This window comes from Corynebacterium sp. c24Ua_83, from assembly GCF_039907245.1.
Lineage (GTDB): Bacteria > Actinomycetota > Actinomycetes > Mycobacteriales > Mycobacteriaceae > Corynebacterium.
On record NZ_JASBOI010000004.1, the window covers coordinates 15,088 to 40,384 of the forward strand.

19 protein-coding genes and 1 pseudogene are annotated in these 25,297 nt (G+C 61.5%); 14 read left to right on the forward strand and 6 right to left on the reverse strand.

All coding sequences use genetic code 11. From position 1 onward, the window contains the following. Positions 1 to 24: 24 nt before the first annotated feature. On the reverse strand, positions 25 to 948 hold the full coding sequence (locus QKE30_RS04400) for an alpha/beta fold hydrolase (protein WP_347934203.1): 924 nt from the start codon (positions 946 to 948) through the stop codon (positions 25 to 27). A gap of 469 nt (positions 949 to 1,417) precedes the next feature. Here QKE30_RS04400 and rplJ point away from each other — a divergent pair, with 469 nt between their 5' ends. From rplJ to QKE30_RS04430, 6 genes are all read left to right on the forward strand, one after another. After that, complete coding sequence (gene rplJ, locus QKE30_RS04405; RefSeq protein WP_347934204.1) at positions 1,418 to 1,933, forward strand: 50S ribosomal protein L10; 516 nt, start codon at positions 1,418 to 1,420, stop codon at positions 1,931 to 1,933. Positions 1,934 to 2,027: 94 nt separating this feature from the next. Beyond that, complete coding sequence (gene rplL, locus QKE30_RS04410; protein WP_296212616.1) at positions 2,028 to 2,414, forward strand: 50S ribosomal protein L7/L12; 387 nt, start codon at positions 2,028 to 2,030, stop codon at positions 2,412 to 2,414. 195 nt (positions 2,415 to 2,609) lie between these two features. Then, a complete protein-coding gene (locus QKE30_RS04415) occupies positions 2,610 to 3,665 on the forward strand; it encodes a DUF3068 domain-containing protein (protein ID WP_347934205.1) in 1,056 nt (351 codons plus the stop codon). 289 nt (positions 3,666 to 3,954) lie between these two features. After that, entirely contained in the window at positions 3,955 to 7,467 is a 3,513-nt protein-coding gene (locus QKE30_RS04420) for a DNA-directed RNA polymerase subunit beta (RefSeq protein ID WP_347934206.1), read from the forward strand. Between the two features lie 134 nt (positions 7,468 to 7,601). After that, positions 7,602 to 11,573, forward strand: coding sequence for a DNA-directed RNA polymerase subunit beta' (locus QKE30_RS04425; protein ID WP_239198745.1), 3,972 nt, complete (start codon positions 7,602 to 7,604; stop codon positions 11,571 to 11,573). A 158-nt stretch (positions 11,574 to 11,731) separates the two neighbouring features. Beyond that, positions 11,732 to 11,926 carry a DUF4236 domain-containing protein gene (locus QKE30_RS04430; protein ID WP_239198742.1) on the forward strand — a complete coding sequence of 65 codons (195 nt, stop codon included), beginning with the start codon at positions 11,732 to 11,734 and terminating at the stop codon, positions 11,924 to 11,926. 28 nt (positions 11,927 to 11,954) lie between these two features. Here the strand turns inward: QKE30_RS04430 and QKE30_RS04435 are convergent, their stop codons facing one another. Next, the gene (locus QKE30_RS04435; RefSeq protein WP_239198739.1) at positions 11,955 to 14,348 is read right to left on the reverse strand and encodes an ATP-dependent helicase C-terminal domain-containing protein; all 2,394 of its coding nucleotides are present in this window, start codon (positions 14,346 to 14,348) and stop codon (positions 11,955 to 11,957) included. A gap of 376 nt (positions 14,349 to 14,724) precedes the next feature. Between QKE30_RS04435 and rpsL the strand changes: the two genes are divergently transcribed. The 4 genes from rpsL (at position 14,725) to tuf (ending at position 19,583) form a co-directional block, all read left to right on the forward strand. Beyond that, positions 14,725 to 15,096 (forward strand): 30S ribosomal protein S12, encoded by a 372-nt coding sequence (gene rpsL / locus QKE30_RS04440; protein ID WP_034971062.1) that lies wholly within the window; start codon positions 14,725 to 14,727, stop codon positions 15,094 to 15,096. Between the two features lie 3 nt (positions 15,097 to 15,099). Next, positions 15,100 to 15,570 (forward strand): 30S ribosomal protein S7, encoded by a 471-nt coding sequence (gene rpsG, locus QKE30_RS04445; protein ID WP_005291999.1) that lies wholly within the window; start codon positions 15,100 to 15,102, stop codon positions 15,568 to 15,570. A gap of 244 nt (positions 15,571 to 15,814) precedes the next feature. Next, the gene (gene fusA, locus QKE30_RS04450; protein ID WP_239198736.1) at positions 15,815 to 17,929 is read left to right on the forward strand and encodes an elongation factor G; all 2,115 of its coding nucleotides are present in this window, start codon (positions 15,815 to 15,817) and stop codon (positions 17,927 to 17,929) included. Between the two features lie 463 nt (positions 17,930 to 18,392). Next, positions 18,393 to 19,583, forward strand: a complete 1,191-nt coding sequence (gene tuf / locus QKE30_RS04455; protein WP_239198733.1) for an elongation factor Tu — start codon at positions 18,393 to 18,395, stop codon at positions 19,581 to 19,583. Positions 19,584 to 19,713: 130 nt separating this feature from the next. On the opposite strand, the gene QKE30_RS04460 is transcribed toward tuf, so the two are convergent. The 4 genes and pseudogenes from QKE30_RS04460 to QKE30_RS04475 all read right to left on the reverse strand — a co-directional run bounded on the left by QKE30_RS04460 (position 19,714) and on the right by QKE30_RS04475 (position 22,343). After that, a complete protein-coding gene (locus QKE30_RS04460; protein WP_347934207.1) occupies positions 19,714 to 20,472 on the reverse strand; it encodes a GntR family transcriptional regulator in 759 nt (252 codons plus the stop codon). Further along, positions 20,473 to 20,820: a hypothetical protein gene (locus QKE30_RS04465; RefSeq protein WP_034986208.1), complete on the reverse strand. Its 348-nt coding sequence runs from the start codon at positions 20,818 to 20,820 to the stop codon at positions 20,473 to 20,475. 164 nt (positions 20,821 to 20,984) lie between these two features. Next, a pseudogene (locus QKE30_RS04470) lies at positions 20,985 to 21,317 on the reverse strand (LPXTG cell wall anchor domain-containing protein); the annotation flags it as partial. Positions 21,318 to 21,689: 372 nt separating this feature from the next. Further along, the gene (locus QKE30_RS04475) at positions 21,690 to 22,343 is read right to left on the reverse strand and encodes a sortase (RefSeq protein ID WP_297666602.1); all 654 of its coding nucleotides are present in this window, start codon (positions 22,341 to 22,343) and stop codon (positions 21,690 to 21,692) included. A 989-nt stretch (positions 22,344 to 23,332) separates the two neighbouring features. On the opposite strand from QKE30_RS04475, the gene rpsJ reads away from it, so the two are divergent. Genes rpsJ through rplW form a run of 4 tightly spaced genes read left to right on the forward strand, consistent with a single transcriptional unit; the run spans position 23,333 to position 25,293 of the window. Continuing rightward, a complete protein-coding gene (gene rpsJ / locus QKE30_RS04480; protein ID WP_010120790.1) occupies positions 23,333 to 23,638 on the forward strand; it encodes a 30S ribosomal protein S10 in 306 nt (101 codons plus the stop codon). 46 nt (positions 23,639 to 23,684) lie between these two features. Beyond that, positions 23,685 to 24,341: a 50S ribosomal protein L3 gene (gene rplC / locus QKE30_RS04485; protein ID WP_034986206.1), complete on the forward strand. Its 657-nt coding sequence runs from the start codon at positions 23,685 to 23,687 to the stop codon at positions 24,339 to 24,341. Then, positions 24,338 to 24,991, forward strand: a complete 654-nt coding sequence (rplD, locus tag QKE30_RS04490) for a 50S ribosomal protein L4 (protein ID WP_011274166.1) — start codon at positions 24,338 to 24,340, stop codon at positions 24,989 to 24,991. The genes rplC and rplD overlap by 4 nt, the downstream gene beginning before the upstream one ends. After that, entirely contained in the window at positions 24,988 to 25,293 is a 306-nt protein-coding gene (gene rplW, locus QKE30_RS04495) for a 50S ribosomal protein L23 (RefSeq protein ID WP_011274165.1), read from the forward strand. Before rplD ends, rplW begins: the two co-directional genes overlap by 4 nt. The last annotated feature ends 4 nt before the right edge of the window (positions 25,294 to 25,297 follow it).

Below are 25,297 nucleotides of genomic sequence, written 5' to 3' on the forward strand. Positions count from 1 at the left end.
AGTTTGGGACGGCGAGGAGCCTCGCTAGGCTTTCCGCCGCCCCGGCAGCCGGAACTCGCCCATCAGCGGAAGTACCACTCCGCGCTTCAGCGGGTGGGCGGCGCGGTAGGTGGCCGGACCGTCTTCGCCGGGCTCCAGGGCCTCCAGAATCAGATCCACCACGCGTGGCGAGTACAGCATCGCCAGGTGGCCGGAAAGGTCCAGCGGGTTGTCGTCCTGCACACTCAGGTTGCGCACCCGCGCGCCTTCCCCGGCGACCATCACCTGCTTCAAGCGAGGAGTCGCAATACCGTCGTACTTCGCAGTGATCATCGTGTAGTCCACACCCGGCGTAGTATCACCATCGCGGTTCAGGTGCTCGCCAAACTCACTGCCTAGGCGCTGGTCGATCGCCGCGCCGCCCAGGAACTTCTCCAGGAATCCCGCGAGCTTGTTGTTCGGGTCGATCTTGTCGCCCAGAGTCGAGATGCCCGACAGGGTAGTGCCGTGGTGCGCAGGTCCCACGCCCACCAGCCGGTCCACCTTGTTACGCGCCACATCCGCCCGGTCGGCGCCACCGGAATCGGAAAGGTATAGCCGCGCCTGCGCCACGCCCTGTGAGTGGCCGACCAGGTTCACTTTCTTCGCACCCGTGCGCTCGATCACCTCGTCGATGAAGGCCGCCACCTCCTTCTGGGAGGTGCGCAGGAAGTTGTTGGCGTACACGCCCGGCGCCTTGCCTGTAAAGGCAGACCGGTCTTTGCCGTAGTTCACGGCAAACACTGGGTGACCTGCCGCAATGAGGTGCTTGGCCACGTAGTCCCACGTGTTATATGCGTTGAGCCACGTGCCGTGGATCAGCACCGTCGGTGTCTTGCCGTCTAGCGGTGTGTCGAACTTATTGACGCCCTCCGGCAGTGGATTGTCGCGTCGCAGGCTGGATAGGAACTTCGGGATGAATGCGTCCATGAACCCCAAGGCTAATCAAAAATGCAGCCCCAGTTTTGGAAACGAAATAATTTCTCGCGCAGGGTGGCGTCAAAAAGGTAAAAACAGCGATTTGGAGGAAGGGGGAGCAGGGGTGTAACCTCCTTCGAGGAAGTTTGACTAGATCAACAACGAGATCACCAACGTCAAGTTTTCACCGAAGACCGTCGGTCATCACCGTCCGCGCGAACCTTAACTGGGGAGAGTGGGCAGGAGATTGAAGGATCATCGTCATAGATGACGGCCCACGCAGGTAACACGATTAGACGTTCGGATCGGATTCCAGCCCTAGAAAGCCGGGGATCCTACGAATGCGCCTTGTGCTTCTTGCGTAAAACGCCGGAAACGTGAGGCGCTTTGTCGTTTATGTACAGTGTTGCCCTTCAACAATGATCGTCGGTGGACGTACTGCAAAAACGTACACCGTAAACATCAGGAAGGAGGCGAGAGTATGGCTAATCCGAAGAACACCGCTTCGCTGGAAGAGCTCAAGGCACGCTTCGAGCAGGCACAGTCCACTCTGTTGACCGAGTACCGTGGCCTGTCCGTGGCTGAGACCACCGAGCTGCGTCGCGCACTGGGTTCGGACGTTACCTACTCCGTCGCCAAGAACACCATGATCAAGCTGGCTGCACGCGAAGCCGGCATTGAGCTTGATGAGTCCCTGCTGACCGGTCCTACCGCAATCGCATTCGTCAACGGCGAGGCCGTGGACGCTGCGAAGGCCATGAAGGACTTCGGCAAGGATCACAAGAACTTCGTGATCAAGGGTGGCTACATGGACGGTGCCGCGATTGATGCAGCTCAGGTTGAGGCAATCGCCGAGCTGGACAATCGCGAAACCACGCTGGCCAAGCTGGCCGGTGCCATGCAGGGTTCCTTGGCAAAGGCCGCAGGCCTGTTCAACGCACCAGCATCCCAGGTTGCACGCCTGGCCGCTGCACTGCAGGAGAAGAAGGAACAGTAAGTTCCCTCCGCTCATACATAAGACATAAAACATTTTGCCGGCCGGGTCGCCAACACTTTTCGGCCCACCGGCGCAACTACGAAAGGATGCCATCATGGCTAAGCTCACCAAGGACGAGCTCATCGAGGCTTTCAAGGAAATGACCCTCATCGAACTGTCTGAGTTCGTTAAGGAATTCGAAGAGGTCTTCGACGTCACCGCTGCTGCTCCGGTTGCTGCCGTTGCTGCTGCTCCGGGCGCTGAGGGCGGCGCTGCTGCTGAGGAGAAGGACGAGTTCGACGTCGTTCTGGAGGACGCAGGCGCTAAGAAGATCGGCGTTATTAAGGTTGTCCGCGAGATCGTCTCCGGCCTGGGCCTGAAGGAGGCCAAGGAGCTGGTTGAGGGTGCTCCGAAGGCTATCCTGGAGGCTGCTTCCAAGGATGACGCTGAGGCTGCTAAGACCAAGCTGGAAGAGGCTGGCGCAAAGGTCTCCCTCAAGTAAGCTCGCCTTACTTCCTGCACTTCGGCCTAGCGCCGACTGTGCAGGCCAATCAGAGCCGCTGGCAATCACATTTCGTGATTGCCGGCGGTTTTTTGTTGTCTTGCTACGCTTAAGTGACAAATATTGAATCGTGTGCCCAGTTCTCCGGGCGCGCGGGTAGCTAAAACTGATCTAATCGCAGATGGTGGCAGAGAAGTGACGAATAAAAAGGGCTCCGGCAAAGGCCTCTACATCCTGGGTGCGCTCGGTGCGCTGATTGGCGTAGCGCTGATCACTGTGGGCGTCATGCTCCCAAAGGTTGTATCGAACGACAAGGCCGTGCCTCTAGACCTGGCCGCGACAACGCTTACCCTGAACGACCCAGCGGCGGTCATCGGCCCGAACTACCAAGGGCTGGATGGTAAAGAGGACGTGACGGCGCCGGTCAATCGCCAGTTCAAGATCACGCTCGAGGAGCCCGCCACCGATGAGGAAGCCAGTGCGCGCGTCGGCGTGACCACCGCCCGTACGGACGTGGAGGACGACCTGGAATCGCTGCTGGACGCACAGGTCTGGAGCTTTACCGTGGATCGTCGCACGGGCGAGGCGAAGGGTAATGCGAAGGTCTCGGACACGCCCGCTACCCCGGCCACCGACGGCGAGATCGCCGGTTACTGGGCCAAGTTCCCGCAGGGTACTGAGCAGCGCTCTTACGACTATTTCGATATGACGCTACGTCGCGCGCTGCCTGCGGAGTTCACCGGCACCCGCAATGTCACCACCGCTGACGGGCGCGAGCACGAGCTGTACGTCTTCCGCCAGGAGATCCCGGCAACCTCCGTGGCCAAGGAGTACGCGGGAGTGCGCAACACTATCACCGTTGAAGGGGAGGACGGCAAGCCACAGCGCGCTCAGCTGTTCCACGAAGGCTGGCGCGAGCTGGCGGTAGAGCCGAAGTCCGGCCTGCTGGTGAGCGTGGAGGAGAACGTGAAGGACACGTACCGCGACGACTCCGGTAAGGACGTGCAGAACCTGCTGCAGTTCCACGGCAAGACCCCGCAGCGAGTGACGCAGTCCATGCTGGATCAGGCCATGGAGGTCAGCGGACAGCGCCACACCGATAAATGGGGGGTTGCATTGATTGTCGCGGGTGTTATTGTGGCAGCAGCATCCGTGGTGCTGGTTCTGTGGCGGCGCGCTAAGCGTAGGGCGGAGCACCGGAATGAGCGCCGGGCAGAGAAGCACCCTGAGAGCCCGGCTGAGGAAGCCTAGACATTCGCGCAGCGATGCTATAGGATAGTTCGTTGCGCTGGATTTGATTTGTTGAGCTATCGGCTACAACGAAACGACTACAAAGCTACGCAGAAGTGATGTGAAGACATTACACATGAAGCAGACTTTGCCAAACGAGCCAAAAAGGCCATTTGACAAGGTCGTTTAGTCGTTTCTGCGTGGGGATAGTTTGGCAGGGAAAATCCAACTAAATCGACCATCACGAGACCGTACACACACAATCACGGCCGCGCACTACAGCTCCACCACGTAGTGCCCGACCGATGTTGTGCTGGAAGGACCCATCTTGGCAGTCTCCCGCCAGACCAGCTCAGTGGCCGGAATTCCCGGAGCTCCGCAGCGACACAGCTTTGCGAAGATCGACGCTCCGATTGAGGTTCCAGGCCTTCTTGACCTCCAACGAGAGTCCTTCGCTTGGCTCGTTGGCACGCCTGAATGGCGTGCCCGCGCCCAAGCAGAGGCAGGGGAGGACGTCCGCATCATGAGCGGACTCGAGGAGATTCTCGAGGAGCTCTCTCCGATCGAGGACTACTCCGAGAACATGTCCCTCACCCTGTCCGACCCCCGCTTCGATGACGTGAAGTCCACCATCGACGAGGCGAAGGATAAGGACATCAACTACGCGGCACCGCTGTACGTGACCGCGGAATTCACCAACTCCATGTCTGGTGAGATCAAGTCCCAGACGGTCTTCATCGGTGACTTCCCGATGATGACCGACAAGGGCACGTTCATCATCAACGGCACCGAGCGTGTCGTTGTCTCCCAGCTCGTCCGTTCCCCGGGCGTGTACTTCGACGCCTCCATCGACGCATCCACCGAGCGTCCCCTGCACTCCGTGAAGGTGATCCCCTCCCGCGGTGCATGGCTCGAGTTCGACGTGGACAAGCGCGACACCGTCGGCGTGCGCATCGACCGCAAGCGTCGCCAGCCGGTAACCGTGCTACTGAAGGCGCTGGGCCTGACCACGCAGGAGATCACCGATCGCTTCGGCTTCTCCGAGCTGATGATGTCCACCCTCGAAAAGGACGGCGTGGACAACACCGACGAGGCCCTGCTGGAGATCTACCGCAAGCAGCGCCCGGGCGAGTCCCCGACGCGCGACTCCGCTCAGGCTCTGCTGGAGAACTCCTTCTTCAAGGCGAAGCGCTACGACCTGGCCAAGGTCGGCCGCTACAAGGTCAACCGCAAGCTGGGTCTGGGTGGCGATACCGATGGCGTGATGACCCTCACGGAAGAGGGCATCCTGACCACCATCGAGTACCTGGTACGCCTGCACGCCGGTGAGAAGTCCATGACCTCCCCGGATGGCACCGAGATCCCGATCGATACCGACGACATCGACCACTTCGGTAACCGTCGTCTGCGTACCGTCGGCGAGCTGATCCAGAACCAGGTTCGCGTGGGTCTGTCCCGCATGGAGCGCGTTGTGCGTGAGCGCATGACCACCCAGGATGCGGAGTCCATCACCCCGACCTCCCTGATCAACGTTCGCCCGGTCTCCGCGGCTATCCGTGAGTTCTTCGGCACCTCCCAGCTGTCGCAGTTCCTGGACCAGAACAACTCCCTGTCCGGCCTGACCCACAAGCGCCGCCTGTCTGCGCTGGGTCCGGGCGGTCTGTCCCGTGAGCGCGCCGGCCTGGAAGTCCGCGACGTTCACCCGTCTCACTACGGCCGCATGTGCCCGATTGAGACCCCTGAGGGTCCGAACATTGGTCTGATCGGTTCCCTTTCCTCCTACGCTCGCGTGAACCCGTTCGGCTTCATCGAGACCCCGTACCGCAAGGTTGTGGACGGGCAGATCACCGACGAGGTCTACTACTTCACTGCGGACGAAGAGGACCGCCACGTGATTGCTCAGGCGAACACCCCGTTCGACGAGAATCACCGGTTCACCGAGGAGCGCATTGAGGTTCGCCTGCGCGGCGGCGACGTGGAGGTCGTCCCGTACACCGAGGTGGACTACATGGACGTGTCGCCGCGACAGATGGTTTCCGTGGCAACCGCTATGATTCCGTTCCTCGAGCACGACGATGCTAACCGTGCACTGATGGGTGCCAACATGCAGCGTCAGGCTGTGCCGCTGCTGCGCTCCGAGGCTCCGTTCGTGGGCACCGGTATGGAGCTGCGCGCTGCTTATGACGCCGGCGACATGATCATCGCGCCGAAGGCAGGCGTGGTCGAGTACGTCTCCGCCGACTACATCACCGTCATGGACGACGAGGGTGTGCGCGATACCTTCATGCTGCGTAAGTTCGAGCGCACCAACCAGGGCACCTGCTACAACCAGACTCCGCTGGTGGACGAGGGGGACCGCGTTGAGGCCGGCCAGGTTCTGGCCGATGGTCCGGGCACCGACCACGGCGAGATGGCACTGGGCAAGAACCTGCTGGTTGCCTTCATGCCCTGGGAAGGCCACAACTACGAGGACGCCATCATCCTGAACCAGCGCATGGTTGAGGAGGACGTTCTGACCTCGATTCACATCGAGGAGTACGAGATTGACGCCCGCGACACCAAGCTGGGTCCGGAGGAGATCACCCGCGATATTCCTAACGTGGGCGAAGATGTCCTGGCTGACCTGGACGAGCGCGGTATCGTCCGCATCGGCGCGGACGTCCGCGACGGCGACATCCTGGTCGGTAAGGTCACCCCGAAGGGTGAGACCGAGCTGACTCCGGAAGAGCGCCTGCTGCGCGCCATCTTCGGTGAGAAGGCCCGCGAGGTCCGCGATACCTCCATGAAGGTGCCGCACGGCGAGACCGGTAAGGTCATCGGCGTTCGCGTGTTCTCCCGTGAGGATGACGACGACCTGGCCGCAGGTGTGAACGAGATGGTTCGCGTCTACGTCGCTCAGAAGCGCAAGATCCAGGACGGCGATAAGCTCGCCGGCCGCCACGGCAACAAGGGTGTTGTCGGCAAGATCCTGCCGCAGGAGGACATGCCGTTCCTGCCGGACGGCACTCCGATCGACATCATCCTGAACACCCACGGCGTGCCGCGCCGTATGAACATTGGTCAGGTCCTCGAGGTGCACCTGGGCTGGCTGGCTAAGGCCGGTTGGAAGGTCGACACTGATTCTCAGGATCCGAAGATCCAGAAGATGCTGGAGACCCTGCCGGAGGAGCTGTACGAGGTTCCGGCGGACTCCCTGACCGCCACCCCGGTGTTCGACGGTGCTTCCAACGCGGAGCTGTCCGGCCTGCTGCGTTCCTCGCTGCCGAATCGCGACGGCGAGCGCCAGGTCGACGACTTCGGTAAGTCCAACCTGATTGACGGCCGCTCCGGCGAGCCCTTCCCGTACCCGGTTGCAGTGGGCTACATGTACATGCTGAAGCTGCATCACCTGGTCGACGAGAAGATCCACGCTCGCTCCACTGGTCCCTACTCCATGATTACCCAGCAGCCGCTGGGCGGTAAGGCACAGTTCGGTGGCCAGCGCTTCGGTGAGATGGAGGTGTGGGCAATGCAGGCATACGGTGCCGCCTACACCCTGCAGGAGCTCCTAACCATCAAGTCCGACGACGTGGTTGGCCGTGTGAAGGTGTACGAGGCGATCGTGAAGGGTGAGAATATCCCGGATCCTGGAATCCCGGAGTCCTTCAAGGTCCTTCTGAAGGAGCTGCAGTCGCTGTGCCTGAACGTTGAGGTTCTGGCCGCCGACGGCACCCCGATGGAGCTGTCCTCTGACGATGACGATGAGCTGGAGAACGCTAACGCAGCTCTGGGCATCAACCTGTCCCGTGACGAGCGTCCGGATGCTGACATGGACGTCAGCTAGGGCGTTGACGACCCTAAACATCTGACTTTCGTACATTCGCCGTATTTTCGGCGCCTGAGCCCGACAAACAACACAGCTTAAGGCGCCGTAACTACCCAAAGCCCTCCGGGAAGAGGAGGGGAAAGGAAGTCCACGTGCTGGACGTCAACTTTTTCGATGAGCTTCGCATCGGTCTAGCGACTGCGGACGACATCCGTCGCTGGTCCCGTGGCGAGGTCAAGAAGCCTGAAACCATTAACTACCGCACTCTGAAGCCGGAGAAGGACGGCCTGTTCTGCGAGCGCATTTTCGGCCCCACCCGCGACTGGGAGTGTGGCTGTGGCAAGTACAAGCGTGTGCGCTACAAGGGCATCATCTGTGAGCGCTGTGGCGTTGAGGTGACCAAGTCCAAGGTGCGTCGTGAGCGCATGGGCCACATCGAGCTGGCCGCTCCTGTCACCCACATTTGGTACTTCAAGGGCGTGCCTTCTCGCCTGGGCTACCTGCTGGACCTGGCTCCGAAGGATCTGGAAAAGATCATCTACTTCGCCGCCAACATCATCACCTCCGTGGACGAGGAGGGTCGCCACAACGACCAGTCCACCCTCGAGGCGGAGATGCTGCTGGAGAAGAAGGAGGTCGAGCAGGAGCGCGATGCGGAGCTGGCCGACCGTGCCAAGACTCTCGAGGACGACCTGGCCGAGCTCGAGGCAGCTGGTGCCAAGAACGATGCCAAGAAGAAGGTGCAGAACGCGGCCGACCGCGAGATGCGCCACATCCGCGAGCGCGCCGAGCGCGAGATCGACCGCCTGGACGAGATCTGGAACACCTTCGTCAAGCTGGCTCCGAAGCAGATGATTGTGGATGAGAACATCTACAACGAGCTGGTCGACCGCTACGAGGATTACTTCACCGGCGGCATGGGTGCAGAGGCCATCCAGACCCTGATCCGTAGCTTCGACCTCGAGGCCGAGGCCGAGTCCCTGCGCGAGGTCATCCGTGACGGCAAGGGTCAGAAGAAGTTGCGCGCTCTGAAGCGCCTGAAGGTTGTCGCCGCGTTCCTGCGTTCCGGCAACGACCCGGCGGGCATGGTTCTGGACTGCATCCCGGTTATCCCGCCGGAGCTGCGCCCGATGGTGCAGCTGGACGGTGGCCGCTTTGCGACCTCCGACCTGAACGACCTGTACCGTCGCGTAATCAACCGCAACAACCGCCTGAAGCGCATGCTGGACCTCGGCGCGCCCGAGATCATTGTGAACAACGAGAAGCGCATGCTGCAGGAATCCGTCGACGCGCTATTCGACAACGGTCGTCGCGGCCGTCCGGTTACCGGCCCGGGCAACCGTCCGCTGAAGTCCCTGTCTGACCTGCTGAAGGGTAAGCAAGGCCGCTTCCGCCAGAACCTGCTGGGTAAGCGTGTGGACTACTCCGGCCGTTCCGTGATTATCGTTGGTCCGCAGCTGAAGCTGCACCAGTGTGGTCTGCCGAAGCTGATGGCCCTGGAGCTGTTCAAGCCGTTCGTGATGAAGCGCCTGGTGGAGAAGTCCTACGCGCAGAACATCAAGTCCGCCAAGCGCATGGTGGAGCGCCAGCGCCCCGAGGTGTGGGACGTGCTGGAAGAGGCCATCGCCGAGCACCCGGTGATGTTGAACCGTGCACCTACCCTGCACCGCCTGGGTATTCAGGCCTTCGAGCCGATTCTGGTTGAGGGTAAGGCCATCCAGCTGCACCCGCTGGCCTGTGAGGCCTTCAACGCGGACTTCGACGGTGACCAGATGGCTGTTCACCTGCCGCTGTCCGCAGAGGCGCAGGCCGAGGCTCGCATCCTGATGCTGGCTTCCAACAACATTCTGTCCCCGGCATCCGGTAAGCCGCTGGCTATGCCGCGTCTGGACATGGTGACCGGCCTGTACTACCTGACCCTGCTGAAGAAGCCGGAGGAGTTCGGCGGCCAGGGTGCCTACGCACCGGCCACCGAGGAAGGCCCGGCGCAGGGCGTGTACTCCTCCCTGGCCGAGGCGATCATGGCTTACGACCGTGGCGTGCTGGGCCTGCAGGCTCCGATCCACGTGCGTATCAGCCACCTGCGCCCGACCGCGGAGATCGAGGCCGAGCTGTTCCCGGATGGTTGGCAGCGAGGCCAGACCTGGCTGGCGGAGACCACCCTGGGTCGCGTGCTGTTCAACGAGCTGCTGCCGTGGAACTACCCATACGTAGAGGGCGTCATGGCGAAGAAGCCACAGGCTGCCGTCATTAACGACCTCGCGGCGAAGTACCCGATGATCACCGTGGCGCAGACGGTGGACAAGCTGAAGGATGCCGGCTTCTACTGGGCAACCCGCTCCGGTGTGACCATCACCATGCACGACGTGCTGGTTCTGCCGAATAAGCAGGAAGTTCTGGATAACTACGAGGCCAAGGCCCGCGTTATCGAGAAGAAGATGGCACGCGGCAAGATCAACGAGGCCGAGCGCTACCAGTCCCTGGTTGACCTGTGGAAGGAAGCGACCGACTTCGTTGGTCAGTCCGTCGAGGACCTGTACCCGGACGACAACCCGATTCCGATGATTGTGAAGTCGGGTGCTGCCGGTAACATGCGTCAGATCTGGACCCTGGCCGGCATGAAGGGCATGGTTACGAACTCGCGCGGTGAGTACATCACCCGCCCGATTAAGACCTCCTTCCGCGAAGGCCTGTCCGTGCTCGAGTACTTCAACAACTCCCACGGTTCCCGTAAGGGCCTGGCCGATACGGCACTGCGTACCGCCGACTCGGGCTACCTGACCCGTCGTCTGGTGGACGTGGCGCAGGACGTCATCGTGCGCGAGGACGACTGTGGCACCAGGCAGGGCGCTGTTATGCCGGTGGCCGTTCCGGTTCTGGACGTCGAGGGCAAGCCGACCGGTAACTACACCCCGGCGGACTTCGTCGAAACGTCTGTTCTTGGTCGTTACCTGGCTAGTGACGCCACCGCCTCCGACGGCACCGTCATCGTTGCCGAGGGCAATGTCGTTGGCGAGGGCGAGCTGAAGGCTCTCCTCGAGGCCGGCGTGGAGGAAGTAAAGGTCCGCTCCGTGATGACCTGTGCTACCAACACCGGCGTGTGCTCCACCTGTTACGGCCGTTCCATGGCGACCGGCAAGAAGGTCGAGATCGGCGAGGCCGTTGGTATCGTCGCCGCCCAGTCCATTGGTGAGCCGGGTACCCAGCTGACCATGCGTACGTTCCACCTGGGTGGTGTCGGTGGCGACATTACCGGTGGTCTGCCGCGTGTTCAGGAGCTGTTCGAGGCTCGCGTGCCGAAGGCGAAGTCCCCGATCGCGTCGGTGGACGGCAAGGTGCGCATCGAAGACGACGACAACTTCTTCACCCTCACCATCGAGCCGGATGACGGTTCCGACGATGTGGTGTACGAGAAGCTGTCCAAGCGCCAGGGCCTGGCAACGCTGGGCACCGGTGGCGTGGAGCGCCCGATCCGCGACGGCGACCACGTGAAGATGGGCCAGCAGCTGCTGAAGGGCGCTGCCGACCCGCACGAGGTTCTGCGCGTGATGGGCCGCCGTGGCGTTCAGCAGCACCTGATCAACGAGGTCCAGAAGGTCTACCGCGATCAGGGTGTGGCCATCCACGACAAGCACATCGAGATCATCGTGCGCCAGATGCTGCGCCGCGTGACCGTCATCGACTCCGGTTCGACCGAGCTCCTGCCGGGCTCCCTGGTGGATCACGCAGACGCAGTGGCTGCTTCCAAGGAGGCCGTCAAGACCGGCGGCCGTCCGGTGGAGGTTCGCGCCGAGATCATGGGTATCACGAAGGCCTCCCTGGCTACCGAGTCCTGGCTGTCCGCCGCCTCGTTCCAGGAGACCACCCGCGTGCTCACGGACGCTGCCATCAACAAGCGTTCTGACAAGCTGATCGGTCTGAAGGAGAACGTGATCATCGGTAAGCTGATCCCGGCCGGTACGGGCATTTCCCGCTACCGCAACATCAGCGTGGAGCCGACGGAGGAGGCCCGCGCAGCGGCTTACTCCCTGCCGTCCTCCTTCGGCGATGGCTTCTACGCCGACGACACCTACGGCGAGTTCACCGGCGCTGCCGTGCCGCTGGACGACATTGATCTGATGTAGGTCGGATCTGCTGCATGGTTGCCCGCAACTGACGGGCGGCCAGCAGCTTTTAGCGGGCGCTTCCCCTTGTACTAGAGGTCTTGAGCTTAAAGACCTCGTACTGCGGGCGGCGCCCACTTTTGCGTGCCTGCACTCGGCGGTGCTCTATGATGGCCTGCATGGGTATGATGTTTCGCAATTCCAAGAACTTCGGTCCGTTCCGCATTAACACCTCTTCCGGGGGCGTGGGCGGATCCACCCGTGTTGGGCCGATGCGCATTACGCAGCGCGCTGATGGCCGCCAGTCCGTCACGATCCGCACCCCGATCCGCGGCCTGAACTTCACCAAGACCTTCGGCAACAAGCGCCGCTAGGCGCGTGCGGGCCACGCGCCCGTGCGAATTAGCGACCTAGCGCCCGCTTTGTCTTCTTCGTCGCCGTCGCCGACCACGGATCCTCGGGCCACGGGTGCTTCGGATAGCGCCCGCGCATGTCCTTGCGCACGCCTTGGTAGGGGCCGTTCCAAAAGCTCTTCAGATCGTCTGTGACGGCCAGCTCGCGGCCCGCTGGCGATAGTAGGTGGAACAGAACTTTTTGCCCTTCGATGGTGGGGGATTCCGCCAAACCAAAGCATTCCTGCAGCTTAACACGCACAATCGGGCGCCCAGTTTCGTAGTGAACCGTTGGCGCCGATCCGCTGGGTACTTCCAGTCGTTCCGGCGCGAGTTCGTCCATTCGCCCCGCTTCGGGCCACGGCAGTTGGCGCATGATCGCCTGGTAAGCGTCGATGTCGGCGATCCTTTCGCCCGCCACGACCCGCTCGGCCTCGGGCGTGTAGTCGCCTGACGCAAGGTCCGGCCACGGTTCGCCGAGCTGCTCGCGGAGGTAGTCGACTCTTTCTTTTATTCTTGACGCCCCCTCCGTCATCCGTAGCCACCCGAGCCCCTCGGCAGCCAAGGCCGCGATGGCCTGGGTTTTCTCTTCTTCGCCTAGCTGGTTGACGGAGACTGGGGTGCTCGACAGCTCGATGGCTCCGAGGTGGCGAGTGCGCCGGGCGCGGAGCTTGCCCTCGGAGATGCGCGCGGTGACGTCCTCCCGCACCTGCGCTAGGTCCGGGTTGTCCAGCCGGGCGGCGGCGCGGATCAGAGGAGTGCGGCCCAGCTGGACCTCCGCCACCGCCAGCCATTCGGATCCGCCGAGCGGGCGGCGCAGCTCCGGCGCCAGGGTAGCGCGGGTGCCGGAGGCCAGCAGGTACTCGGCATCCTCGCCGCTACCGCCTCTATCCACTAGCTTCGCAACGCGGTCGGGGTATGCGGAGGCGACAACTTCGCCGGGAGCGGCCGGACCGTGGTCTTCCACCATCCGCGCGAAACGGCGCACCTCGGAAGTCTGTGGTTTCGCCTCGGCGAGGTCCCCCTGCAGGCCGGTCGACAGCGCAGCCACAACCTCGGCAGCGCCTGAGCCGTGGGCCAGCAGTGCCGCCCCCAGGCGTGGGTCGGCGGGAATGCGCGCGAGCTTCTGACCAGTCTCGGTAATCGCGCCGTTCCCGTCCAGCGCGCCCAAAGCGTGCAGCTCCTGGTTGGCGTCGGTGAGGGTTGCGGCCGGAGGGGCGTCCAGAAGAGAAATACCGGGCGAGCCCCAAGCAGCGAGGGTCAGGGCGGCGGCGACGAGATCCGACGAGAGGATCTCCGGGGTGATGTCCGGTGCGAAGTGGGAATAGTCGGCCGCGGAGTAGGCGCGATAGACCTGGCCGGGGCCGAGGCGACCGGCACGACCGGCACGCTGATCGGCGCTGGCCTTGGAAGTGGAGGTGGTGACCAGGCCCGTCATGCCGCGAGCTTGGTCGCGGCGGGGAGCGCGGGAAAGCCCTGCGTCGACAACCGCGTGCACGCCGGGGACGGTCAGGGAGGACTCAGCGATGGAGGTGGCGACGACGATGGGGGAGTTGCCTGTGAGCGCGGCATCCTGTTCGCGTGAATCCAGGCCGCCGTGGAGAGGGGCACTATCGGGTAGGTGAGAGCTCACCCAATCGATTTCCTTGCGGCCGGGAACGAATACCAGCGTGCGATGGCCGGGGTGGCCGGAGTCGCGGTGGTGGGCGTGGGCCTGCAGGGCCAGTTCTGCGACGTGGCGGTAGAACGCGGGCGATCCCTGGGCGCGTTCGGGGTGCGGGTGATAGGAGATGTCTAGCGGATGGGTGACCGCTGGGGTAGAGACGACCTTCGCACCCATGTAGTCGGCGAGCTTTTGAGTGTCGACGGTGGCGGACATTGCACAGAGGTAGAGCTCCCCGGCGGGGTCGCCTTCGCGCAGCAGTGCAACCTCCTGGCACATCGCGAGCACAAGGTCGGAATCCAGTTGGCGCTCGTGGACTTCGTCGATGAGAACCGCGCCCACGCCCTCCAGGGCGGGGTCGGCCAGGAGGCGGTTGAGGAGGACTCCTGGGGTGACGAATTCCACCAGGGTGCCGGGGTGGTGTTCTCCACGGATGCTGTAGCCGACGCGGTCGCCTACGCGGGAGCCGTCGAGGTAGGCGAGGCGCCGGGCTGCGGCGCGGACGGCCACGCGACGAGGTGCGGTGACTAGGACCTTCGGCGCTGCAGCTTCGTCGGCTTCGGGAGCCGTGCCTGCTTGGGACTGCAGGATGTTGGACAGTGCAGGCGGAACTAGGGTTGTCTTACCAGTTCCGGGGGGTGCTTCCACCACCAGTGGGCCGCGCTCCGGGATGCGCGGTAGAAGCTCGGCGGCGGGCAGGCCGTCGCCGATGATTGCTAAGTCGAACTGGTAGGAAGGCATCGGGATGATTGTAAGCACGGTGCCAGCCAGGGAGAGACTGAGGACGCTGTTCAACCGGAAATTTGGTAGCGCAGGCAAGGTGTATTAAACTTTTCGACCGTAGATTGTATTGTCTCCGCTGGTGCAGTGGCGGCCACAAGCTAACCGAGTTAGCTCGGGTCGATTGTGCAGCTGGGGTGCGATGCAGGGATCTCCACGTTATTGCGTGGGGTGATACGCCACGGAAGAGGCCCCGTAAGGAAGAGCCCCTTATTTTTCGTGTGTGCAGATCCTTTTTGAGATCCTCAAGCTACAGATGCTCAACACATAGGGCGGCCGCATCCAAAGCGGCGGCACTGTGCAACTGCACCAAAAAGAACCGAAAGAAAGTTCATCTATGCCAACTATTCAGCAGCTGGTCCGCAAGGGCCGTCACGACAAGAGCACGAAGGTTGCCACTGCTGCGCTGAAGGGCTCCCCGCAGCGTCGCGGTGTGTGCACCCGCGTGTACACCACTACCCCGAAGAAGCCGAACTCCGCACTGCGAAAGGTTGCCCGTGTTCGCCTGACCTCCGGTATCGAGGTTTCCGCCTACATCCCGGGTGAGGGTCACAACCTGCAGGAGCACTCCATGGTGCTCGTCCGCGGTGGTCGTGTGAAGGACCTCCCGGGTGTTCGCTACAAGATCGTGCGTGGTTCCCTCGATACCCAGGGTGTCAAGGACCGCAAGCAGGCACGTTCCCGCTACGGCGCTAAGAAGGAGAAGTAAACAATGCCACGTAAGGGTCCAGCACCTTCCCGACAGCTAGTCAAGGATCCAGTTTACGGCGACGTTCTCGTCTCCCAGCTGGTGAACAAGGTTCTCCTTGACGGTAAGAAGTCCACCGCAGAGCGCATCGTCTACGGCGCACTGGAGCAGTGCCGCGAGAAGACCGGCACCGATCCGATCCTCACCCTGAAGAAGGCTCTTGACAACGTCAAGCCGGCTCTTGAGGTTCGTTCCCGCCGTGTTGGTGGCGCTACCTACCAGGTTCCGGTTGAGGTTCGCCCCGGCCGTTCCACCACTCTGGCACTGCGTTGGCTGGTGACCTTCACCCGTCAGCGTCGTGAGAACACCATGACCGAGCGTCTCGCCAACGAGATCCTGGACGCATCCAACGGCCTGGGTGCATCCGTGAAGCGTCGCGAAGACACTCACAAGATGGCAGAGGCCAACCGCGCCTTCGCCCACTACCGCTGGTAGCAGCGGCTCCATAGCCTCACCGCCCAAACTTCATATCGGGGTAGTGGGGCTATAGTTTTTATTGACCGCGTGAGGGCGTCAATAAACCCTCGACGCGACGTGACAGCACAAAGCTGGCACAATAGAACGAGTACATAATCGCCTGCGGCTTGCGGGGCTTTTTAAAGCATTTGAAGAACAACAATGTGAACAACATGGAAGTTCCGGCCAAGTCGCTCAACAACGAAATGAGCGGGGTAACCCAGTGGCACTTGAAGCGTTGACCGACCTGAACAAGGTCCGCAACATCGGCATCATGGCGCACATCGATGCTGGTAAGACCACCACCACGGAGCGCATCCTTTTCTACACCGGCATCAACCGTAAGGTCGGTGAGACCCACGATGGCGCCTCCACGATGGACTGGATGGAGCAGGAGAAGGAGCGCGGAATTACCATTACGTCCGCCGCTACCACCTGTTTCTGGGAAGGCAACCAGATCAACATCATCGACACCCCGGGTCACGTGGACTTCACCGTTGAGGTGGAGCGTTCCCTGCGTGTTCTGGATGGTGCCGTTGCTGTGTTCGACGCCAAGGAAGGCGTGGAGCCGCAGTCCGAGCAGGTCTGGCGCCAGGCAACCAAGTACGACGTTCCGCGTATCTGCTTCGTCAACAAGATGGACAAGCTGGGTGCGGACTTCTACTACACTGTGCAGACCATTGTCGACCGACTGGGCGCTAAGCCGCTGGTGATGGCCCTGCCGATCGGCGCTGAGGACGACTTCGACGGCATCGTCGACCTGTTGAACATGCGTGCTCTGACCTGGCGCGGCAAGGTCGAGATCGGTACTGAGCCGACCTACGAGGAGATCCCGGAGGATCTGAAGGAAAAGGCTGAGGAGTACCGCGAGAAGCTCATCGAGACCGTTGCTGAGTCCGACGAAGAGCTGATGGAGCGCTACTTCGCCGGTGAGGAGATCACCGTCGACGAGCTGAAGGCACAGATCCGCAAGCTGACCATCAACTCTGAGGTCTACCCGGTTTACTGTGGCTCCGCCTACAAGAACAAGGGTATCCAGCCGATGCTGGACGCTGTGATCGACTTCCTGCCGAACCCGATGGACGTTGGCTCCATCGTCGGCCACGATCCGAAGGATCCGGAGACCGAGAAGCTGCGTAAGCCGTCCAAGGACGAGCCGTTCTCCGCTCTGGCCTTCAAGGTCGCCGTTCACCCGTTCTTCGGCAAGCTGACCTACGTTCGCGTGTACTCCGGTTCCGTGGAGTCCGGTGCACAGGTCACCAACTCCACCAAGGACAAGAAGGAGCGCATCGGCAAGCTGTTCCAGATGCACTCCAATAAGGAGCAGCCGGTGGATCGCGCATCCGCCGGCCACATCTACGCCTTCATCGGCCTGAAGGACACCACCACGGGCGACACCCTGTGCGACGCTCAGGACCCGGTCATCCTGGAGTCCATGGACTTCCCGGATCCGGTTATCGAGGTGGCCATCGAGCCGAAGACCAAGTCTGACCAGGAGAAGCTGGGTACCGCCATCCAGAAGCTGGCGGAAGAGGACCCGACCTTCACCGTTAAGCTGGACGAGGAGACCGGCCAGACCGTCATCGGCGGTATGGGCGAGCTGCACCTGGACGTTCTGGTTGACCGCATGCGCCGCGAGTTCAAGGTCGAGGCGAACATCGGTAACCCGCAGGTTGCTTACCGCGAGACCATCCGCAAGCCGGTCGAGAAGCTGGAGTACACCCACAAGAAGCAGACTGGTGGTTCCGGTCAGTTCGCGCGCGTCATCATCGCGCTCGAGCCTTACGAGCCGGAAGAGGGCTCCGACCAGACCTACGAGTTCGTCAACGAGGTCACCGGTGGCCGCGTGCCGAAGGAGTACATCCCGTCTGTAGACGCTGGTATCCAGGACGCTATGCAGTACGGCTACCTGGCCGGCTTCCCGCTGGTGAACATCAAGGCCACCCTGCTGGATGGTGCTTACCACGAGGTCGACTCCTCCGAAATGGCCTTCAAGCTGGCTGGTTCCCAGGCACTGAAGGAAGCTGTTGCCAAGGCAAAGCCGGTTCTGCTGGAGCCGCTGATGGCCGTTGAGGTCATCACCCCAGAGGAGTACATGGGCGACGTCATCGGCGACATCAACTCCCGCCGTGGCCAGGTTTCCTCCATGGACGACCGCGCTGGCGCCAAGATCGTCAAGGCCAAGGTGCCGCTGTCCGAGATGTTCGGCTACATCGGCGACCTGCGTTCCCGCACCGCCGGCCGTGCGAACTTCTCCATGATCTTCGACTCCTACGGCGAGGTTCCGACCAACGTCGCATCCGAGATCATCGCGGAGCGCACTGGCGGCAACGCTTAACCCTAAAGCAAGACCCCAAGCAAGGTTTCTTTAGCTTTGTGACGCCCCCTCGGGCGCCCACCACCCCGGGGCGCCTGTCGCGGAGCATCACGGGCCTAAGGGCCTTGCGGGGTAGGGGTCAGCACGGCGTAGCCCTGCGTCAATAAACAACCGAATAGAAAACTTGACTACCCCAATGTTCGTGGGCTTTTAGGTTTGCTCGTGGGGGCAAATTTTTCTAGACGGCAAAAGTGACGTAGGATGCGGTGTGCTGGCCGTTACCCAGTTCGCGTGTAGCGCGACTGGCCTCGAAGCACAAAGTCGAGGCGAAGATGTTCGTTACACGGATAATCTGATATTCGGCAAGAAGTAAGAAAAACTAGCCAGTGGGCGACCCGTAAACTGCGGGGAAGCAACTGGTTGGCAATAAAAGTTAATGTGGCTGCGAGAGTCGTAGCCACCGAGCAGTCCAGGAGGACACAAAGTGGCGAAGGCTAAGTTCGAGCGTTCCAAGCCGCACGTAAACATCGGCACCATTGGTCACGTCGACCACGGCAAGACCACCACCACTGCCGCGATCACCAAGGTTCTGGCTGACGCATTCCCCGAGGCCAACAAGTCCTTCGCTTTCGACGCCATCGATAAGGCGCCGGAGGAGAAGGAGCGTGGCATCACGATCAACATCTCCCACGTTGAGTACGAGACCGAGAAGCGCCACTACGCTCACGTTGACGCTCCGGGCCACGCTGACTACATCAAGAACATGATCACCGGTGCTGCTCAGATGGACGGCGCCATCCTGGTTGTTGCTGCAACCGATGGCCCGATGCCGCAGACCCGCGAGCACGTTCTGCTGGCTCGCCAGGTTGGCGTTCCGTACATCCTGGTCGCACTGAACAAGTGCGACATGGTTGACGATGAGGAGCTGCTGGAGCTCGTCGAGATGGAGGTCCGCGAGCTGCTGGCTGAACAGGACTTCGACGAGGAAGCACCTGTTGTTCACATCTCCGCACTGAAGGCCTTGGAGGGCGACGAGAAGTGGGCTAAGCAGATCCTGGAGCTCATGCAGGCCTGCGACGACTCCATCCCGGACCCGGAGCGCGAGACCGACAAGCCTTTCCTGATGCCGGTTGAGGACATCTTCACCATTACCGGCCGCGGTACCGTTGTTACCGGCCGTGTTGAGCGTGGCATCCTGAACCTGAACGACGAGGTCGAGATCCTGGGCATCCGCGAGAAGTCCCAGAAGACCACCGTTACCTCCATCGAGATGTTCAACAAGCTGCTGGACACCGCAGAGGCTGGCGACAACGCCGCACTGCTGCTGCGTGGCCTGAAGCGCGAAGACGTTGAGCGTGGTCAGATCGTTGCTAAGCCGGGCGCTTACACCCCGCACACCGAGTTCGAGGGCTCCGTCTACGTTCTGTCCAAGGACGAGGGCGGCCGCCACACCCCGTTCTTCGACAATTACCGTCCGCAGTTCTACTTCCGCACCACCGACGTTACCGGTGTTGTGAAGCTGCCGGAGGGCACCGAGATGGTTATGCCGGGCGACAACGTTGACATGTCCGTCACCCTGATCCAGCCGGTTGCTATGGACGAGGGCCTGCGCTTCGCTATCCGTGAGGGTGGCCGCACCGTTGGCGCTGGTCGCGTTACCAAGATCAACAAGTAGTCCTAACTACTCGCATGATCACCGTTTAGTGCTTTAGGCGCTAAACGGTTCAAGGCCCCGGGTTCCTGAAAGAAGGAGCCCGGGGCCTTCTGCATGTCCTGGAGAGCTAGCCCCGGAGTTAGCCCTGGAATTAGCCCCAGGGGAAACGATTCAACGTAGTCCAGCTGAGAACGTTGTTCTTGCCAGACGTGGGCACGGCGATACTGAGGGCGTCCGCAATATAGCGATCCTCACTCATCTCCAACGGCGTGCCCCTCGCATCGCGCGAGAGGCGCCGGTGCACCAGAACCGGATCGCCGGTCTCGAGGGGCAGCCACCGCGCATCGACCTCCCCGGCTTTCGCGGCGGAAAACACGTTGTCGGCAGCGAAGAAGTGAATGCCGTGGCGGGCGGCCAGCTCGTTGGTCACGGACGGACAGGTGGGATCCATCGGCTCGACCTTGGCACCGACCCAGGCGGGGTAGCGGGTGCGCTCCAGCATGATGGCGGACCCGTCGATGGTGCGCACGCGCAGCACTTTCAGGACTTTCTCGCCGGCGGGCACGCGCAGCAGCTCGGCATCCTTATCAGTCTGTTCCACCCATTCCTGGTGGATCACATGGCCACCAGGTGTGCGCCCGCGTCCGTAGGCCCACTGCGCGAAACTGCGGAACTTCGAGATCTCGGGGAAGCGGGCGGGCATGCGCAGCACGACCTTCCGCGCGCCCCGCTTGGAACTTAAGGTACCTTCGTCCACCAGTTGATTGAGCGCCTGGCGCATGGTGCCGGGGGCGACGTCGAAGCGTTCGGCCAGGACCCTTTCGCTAGGTATAGCCTCCCCGACCTGGAAACGCCCGTTGCGGATGTCCTCGCGCAGTTGCCGGGCGATTTGCTCGTAACGGGTGGACATTTATTTGTCTCCCTCGCGGTATCCCCGCCGGAACTCTTGCGGCAGCTTATGGAGTAGCGTGTTGCGTAGGTTACCGGCGAAGCGCCCGGCGTTGCGGGCGAAGTTCTCAGCCACCCCCATGGCTTGCTCGGCAACATCCATCGCCTGCTCGGCCTTGTCTTCGGGGATGAAGCTCGGCCGGTGTTCGCGGACCTGGCGGCGCAGGCGTGCGCGCCGGTCCCAGGCCTCGTCGAGGGCGCGCAGAGCGTCGATCAGCTCTGCGTCCGTCCCTCCCGCGTCGGGGTGGTGTTTCCGCACCAGGGCGCGCCGTTGCCGCTGGTATTCGGGGTTGTTGCGGTAGTCGCTCATTGCTGTTCCTTCTTTTGGTGACGCCACCTCAAGGCCGTTTGCCTAGAAATTCCACTAGAAGGTGATTGTAGTAGTGAAAAGCCCACCTCCTGCCTCCGGCGGGGCCGCCGGGTTGGGGGAGGTGGGCTTGAAGTGCTTAACTGCGTTGGTGCAGTAAAGCTGTTTTATGCGAACAGCTTGCGGCGCACAGCGAAGGCGCCAGCTGCGATCATTGCGATAACAGCCAGGCCAGCCAGGCCGCGTGCAGCGGTGTTGGAGCCGGTCTGTGCCAGCATGCCGCGGTCGCTAGCGGACTCGTCGGCTGCGCCCTGGTCAGCCAGCTGGCCGCCCTGAGCGATAACCTCGTCCTTGTTCTCGGCCAGCATCTTGTCGGAAGCTGCCCTGTCCTCCGGTGTCGGATCCTGGTGAATCCGGTTCTGATCCTGGATGTAAGTCTGCCCATCCTGTGAGAGATACCAAATGACGCCACCGATGATTAGCGTGGCGGGAAGTGCGACCAAGCCTAAGATAGTTCCGATTCTTCTGGAGTCGCTCACGACGGACAGTGAAGGCTGGGCAATCACAAACTGAGCCCCTTGATTGTGATCTCCTGACAATCCTGTGGTGGAAAACGGTACTGCTTCAGCCTGTGGGATTACAGCGCCACTATTGATGACGGAGGCTGCCAGGCTGATAGCTGCTACAGTACGAGTGAATTTTTTCATAGGAACCCTAAAGAACGTAGTTATAGGAGGGATGGCTCAGTGTTTGATCCTCTCTGAGGATACACTTTAAAGATTCTATTACAACAATCGCGCTATGGCTTAGATAGCTTTGGGAGTCCTAGATGACTTATCGGGAGAGGTCTTCAGGGGGGTGCGCCTATCTAATCATTCGTTGAGGTTAGGTCCAGTTGGAGAGGACGTCCCTCGATACTGCCAACCAACGACCGAGTTGCGTAAGGCTGGCGTAAATGGATTAGTTGGCTGAATACAGCTAATGGTCAGTAGGCGCCCCGGGGTAGCCCCCTCGCCCCACACGCTGGAGTCCTCCGAGAGCCCCTCCTTCACCGGATCGTGCAGATCGGTGGCTGCGTAAACCAGCCAGTTATCGCCGGAATCTGCCGTGCGCAGGTACAGCTTGTCGCCGACCTTCACTCGGTGGTGGTCGGCTGAGCCGTCATAGAGGTTGTCAAACACTGCGGGCACTCCCGCGCCGGTGTGCCCGGCGATCACCACAACGTCCGGGGAGTTCGTGCCCGGCAGGGAGTAAGGCTTATCGGCAGCGGTGTAAGTACAGGCCTTGTCTAGGGTTGCCGGGTCGATGGCGCCATCCTTCACCCTGCACGCCCCCTCCTCGAAGTCGGCATGCACGTCGATAGCCGGAATGAACATCTCCTCCGCCGCGGAAGGTGCGATCGGCGGCGACTGTTCGGCGATCACCTCGTTGCTCTCCAGCCCCTCTGGCGGTTTGACCGGCGCCTCCCGCTGCCACACTGCCACCACGGCCAGGATGACGAAAATGGCAACGCCGACCCGCGACAAAATGCGTCGGGTACGAGCATGCTGAATGCGGAAACCGCGTCTTGCCTCCTGAGTTGCGCGTTTCCCTTTCCGGGGAGTCGGATCTTCCTTGCGGTGTAGTGGCCGGCCCTCTGCTCGTGCGGTGGCCTCTACCCGTCGGCGCTGTGCCACCTCATACCGAGCGCTGCCCCTGGGTGGCAAGAATGCTGAGTTGGGGCGTGCACTGTTAGGAGAACCGTAGCGGGAGTCGCTCATAGCTGTCTCTCCTTATTACTGACGCCGCCTCGAGGCCATGCATGTGAAGTCTGAACTTACGTGGCGATTCTAGTGCTCAAAAGGTTACGGAAGTAAAGGTAACCGGTGCGTAGGGGCGTCAAAAAAGAAAAGAAAGAAGTGATTTGGTTTCGGCACGCCCGGTGTGGTTGAATACTTGACGTTGCTTTAACACGGCACATGAGGCCAGTAGCGCAGCAGCGAGGCTGGGCCAAGAAGGTGTCGATGGTGAAGTGAGCATGATCCATCGTCGGTGAAGAACCTCGCGAAAGTGATCCACAAGGAACACAGCGGGGCTGCTTTGCTGTGCGGTACTTAAAAAGTGGAAGGGCGACACGCCCGACCGCGGGTGCCGGAGGATGGGGCATGGTAAATGAACAGCGGCAGTAAGCGAAGGGATTCCCTTCCGACAAGGCGCGGAACACGTTTCCAAGCTTGTACTCCATATATTTCGTATATAAGGCCTCGGTAAAACGAATCCGGCCATGGAGCAAGCAAGGGGCGGGAACCGGGTGTTGTTACATCACTTGATTAACCAAGTGCGTATGGCGTGTGTTCATTAAAACCAAATGACCCGCTATCCGTCGATGGCACAAGCAAGTAAATGTAAGACACAAGCGACACTGGCGACTGGACCAGGCCCCAAGGCCGGACAGCGTTAAGACTAAGACAGATAAGAAGCGTGACTACCAGCTGTTTTAAATAGCAGGGAAGCGCTTTGAAGGAAGAGGACAAGCGTGGCGGGACAGAAGATCCGCATTAGGCTCAAGGCCTACGATCACGAGGCTATCGACGCTTCTGCCAAGAAGATCGTCGAGACGGTTACCCGTACCGGCGCTCGTGTTGTCGGCCCAGTGCCACTGCCAACTGAAAAGAACGTGTACTGCGTCATCCGCTCTCCGCACAAGTACAAGGACTCGCGCGAGCACTTTGAGATGCGTACGCACAAGCGTCTGATCGACATTCTCGACCCAACCCCGAAGACCGTTGACGCCCTCATGCGCATCGATCTTCCGGCCAGCGTCGACGTCAACATTCAGTAAGCGGCAAACGAGTCTGAACTACTGAAACGGCAGCGGAAGAGAAACTATGAGTGATATTGAGATCAAGGGCATCCTGGGCAAGAAGCTCGGCATGACCCAGATCTTCGACGAGGAAAACCGTGTTGTACCGGTCACCGTCGTCGAGGCTGGGCCCTGTGTCGTAACCCAGGTGCGTTCCAAGGAAACCGACGGCTACGAGGCCGTACAGATCGCCTTCGGCGAGATCGACCCGCGCAAGGTAAACAAGCCTGCCGCAGGTCACTTCAAGAAGGCTGGCGTGACTCCGCGCCGCCACGTTGCTGAGATCCGCGTTGCAGACGCATCCAGCTACGAGGTTGGCCAGGACGTCACCGTAGACATCTTCAACGATGTCAAGTTCGTCGACGTGACGGGCACCACCAAGGGCAAGGGCTACGCCGGCGGCATGAAGCGCCACGGCTTCGCCGGCCAGGGTGCTGCTCACGGTAACCAGGCCGCTCACCGCCGCGTGGGCTCCATTGGACAGGCAGCCACCCCCGGCCGCGTGTTCAAGGGCAAGCGCATGGCAGGCCGCATGGGTAACAACCGTGTTACCCAGCAGAACCTGAAGCTGGCCAAGGTCGACGCAGAGTCCAACCTGCTCCTGATCAAGGGCGCAGTTCCGGGTGTCAACGGCGGTCTCGTCGTTGTCAAGACCGCAGTGAAGGGCGGTGCACACGCATGAGCAATCTAAAGCTTGATGTCCACACCGCTGACGGTAAGACCAACGGCACGGTCGAGCTGCCCGCATCCATCTTCGATGCAGAGGCCAGCGTCGCACTGATGCACCAGGTCGTTACCGCTCAGCTCGCAGCAAAGCGTCAGGGTACCCACGCTACGAAGACTCGTGGCATGGTGTCCGGCGGTGGCCGTAAGCCGTTCCGCCAGAAGGGCACCGGCCGCGCACGTCAGGGCTCCATCCGCGCTCCCCACTTCACCGGTGGTGGCACGGTCCACGGCCCGCAGCCGCGTGACTACTCCCAGCGCACTCCGAAGAAGATGAAGGCCGCTGCTCTGCGCGGCGCCCTGACCGATCGCGTGCGTCACGACCGCATCCACGTGGTCGAGGAGCTGGTCCCGGGCCAGACCCCGTCCACCAAGGCTGCACGCGCTTTCATCGAGCGTCTGACGGACCGCAAGTCCGTGCTGGTCGTCCTGACCCGCGAAGACGTCACCGCATGGAAGTCCGTGAACAACCTGCCGCAGGTGCACACCCTGGTCAACGACCAGCTGAACACCTACGACGTTCTGAACGCGGACGACGTTGTGTTCTCCGTGGAGGCACTGAACGCTTTCATCAACGCCGCTGATAAGACCAAGGAGGAGGCAAAGTGAGCACTGTAGCTGATCCTCGCGATATCATCATCGCCCCGGTCGTATCTGAGAAGTCCTACGGCCTGATGGAGCAGAACGTCTACACGTTCCTGGTTCACCCCAGCTCTAACAAGACCCAAATCAAGATTGCCGTCGAGCAGATCTTTGGTGTGAAGGTCGCCAGCGTTAACACCGTTAACCGTGAGGGCAAGCGTAAGCGCACCCGCACCGGCTACGGCCAGCGCAAGGCAACCAAGCGCGCCATGGTGACCCTGGTCGCCGGCAGCGATCCGATCGACATCTTCGGTGGAGCGACCGCCTAAGGCG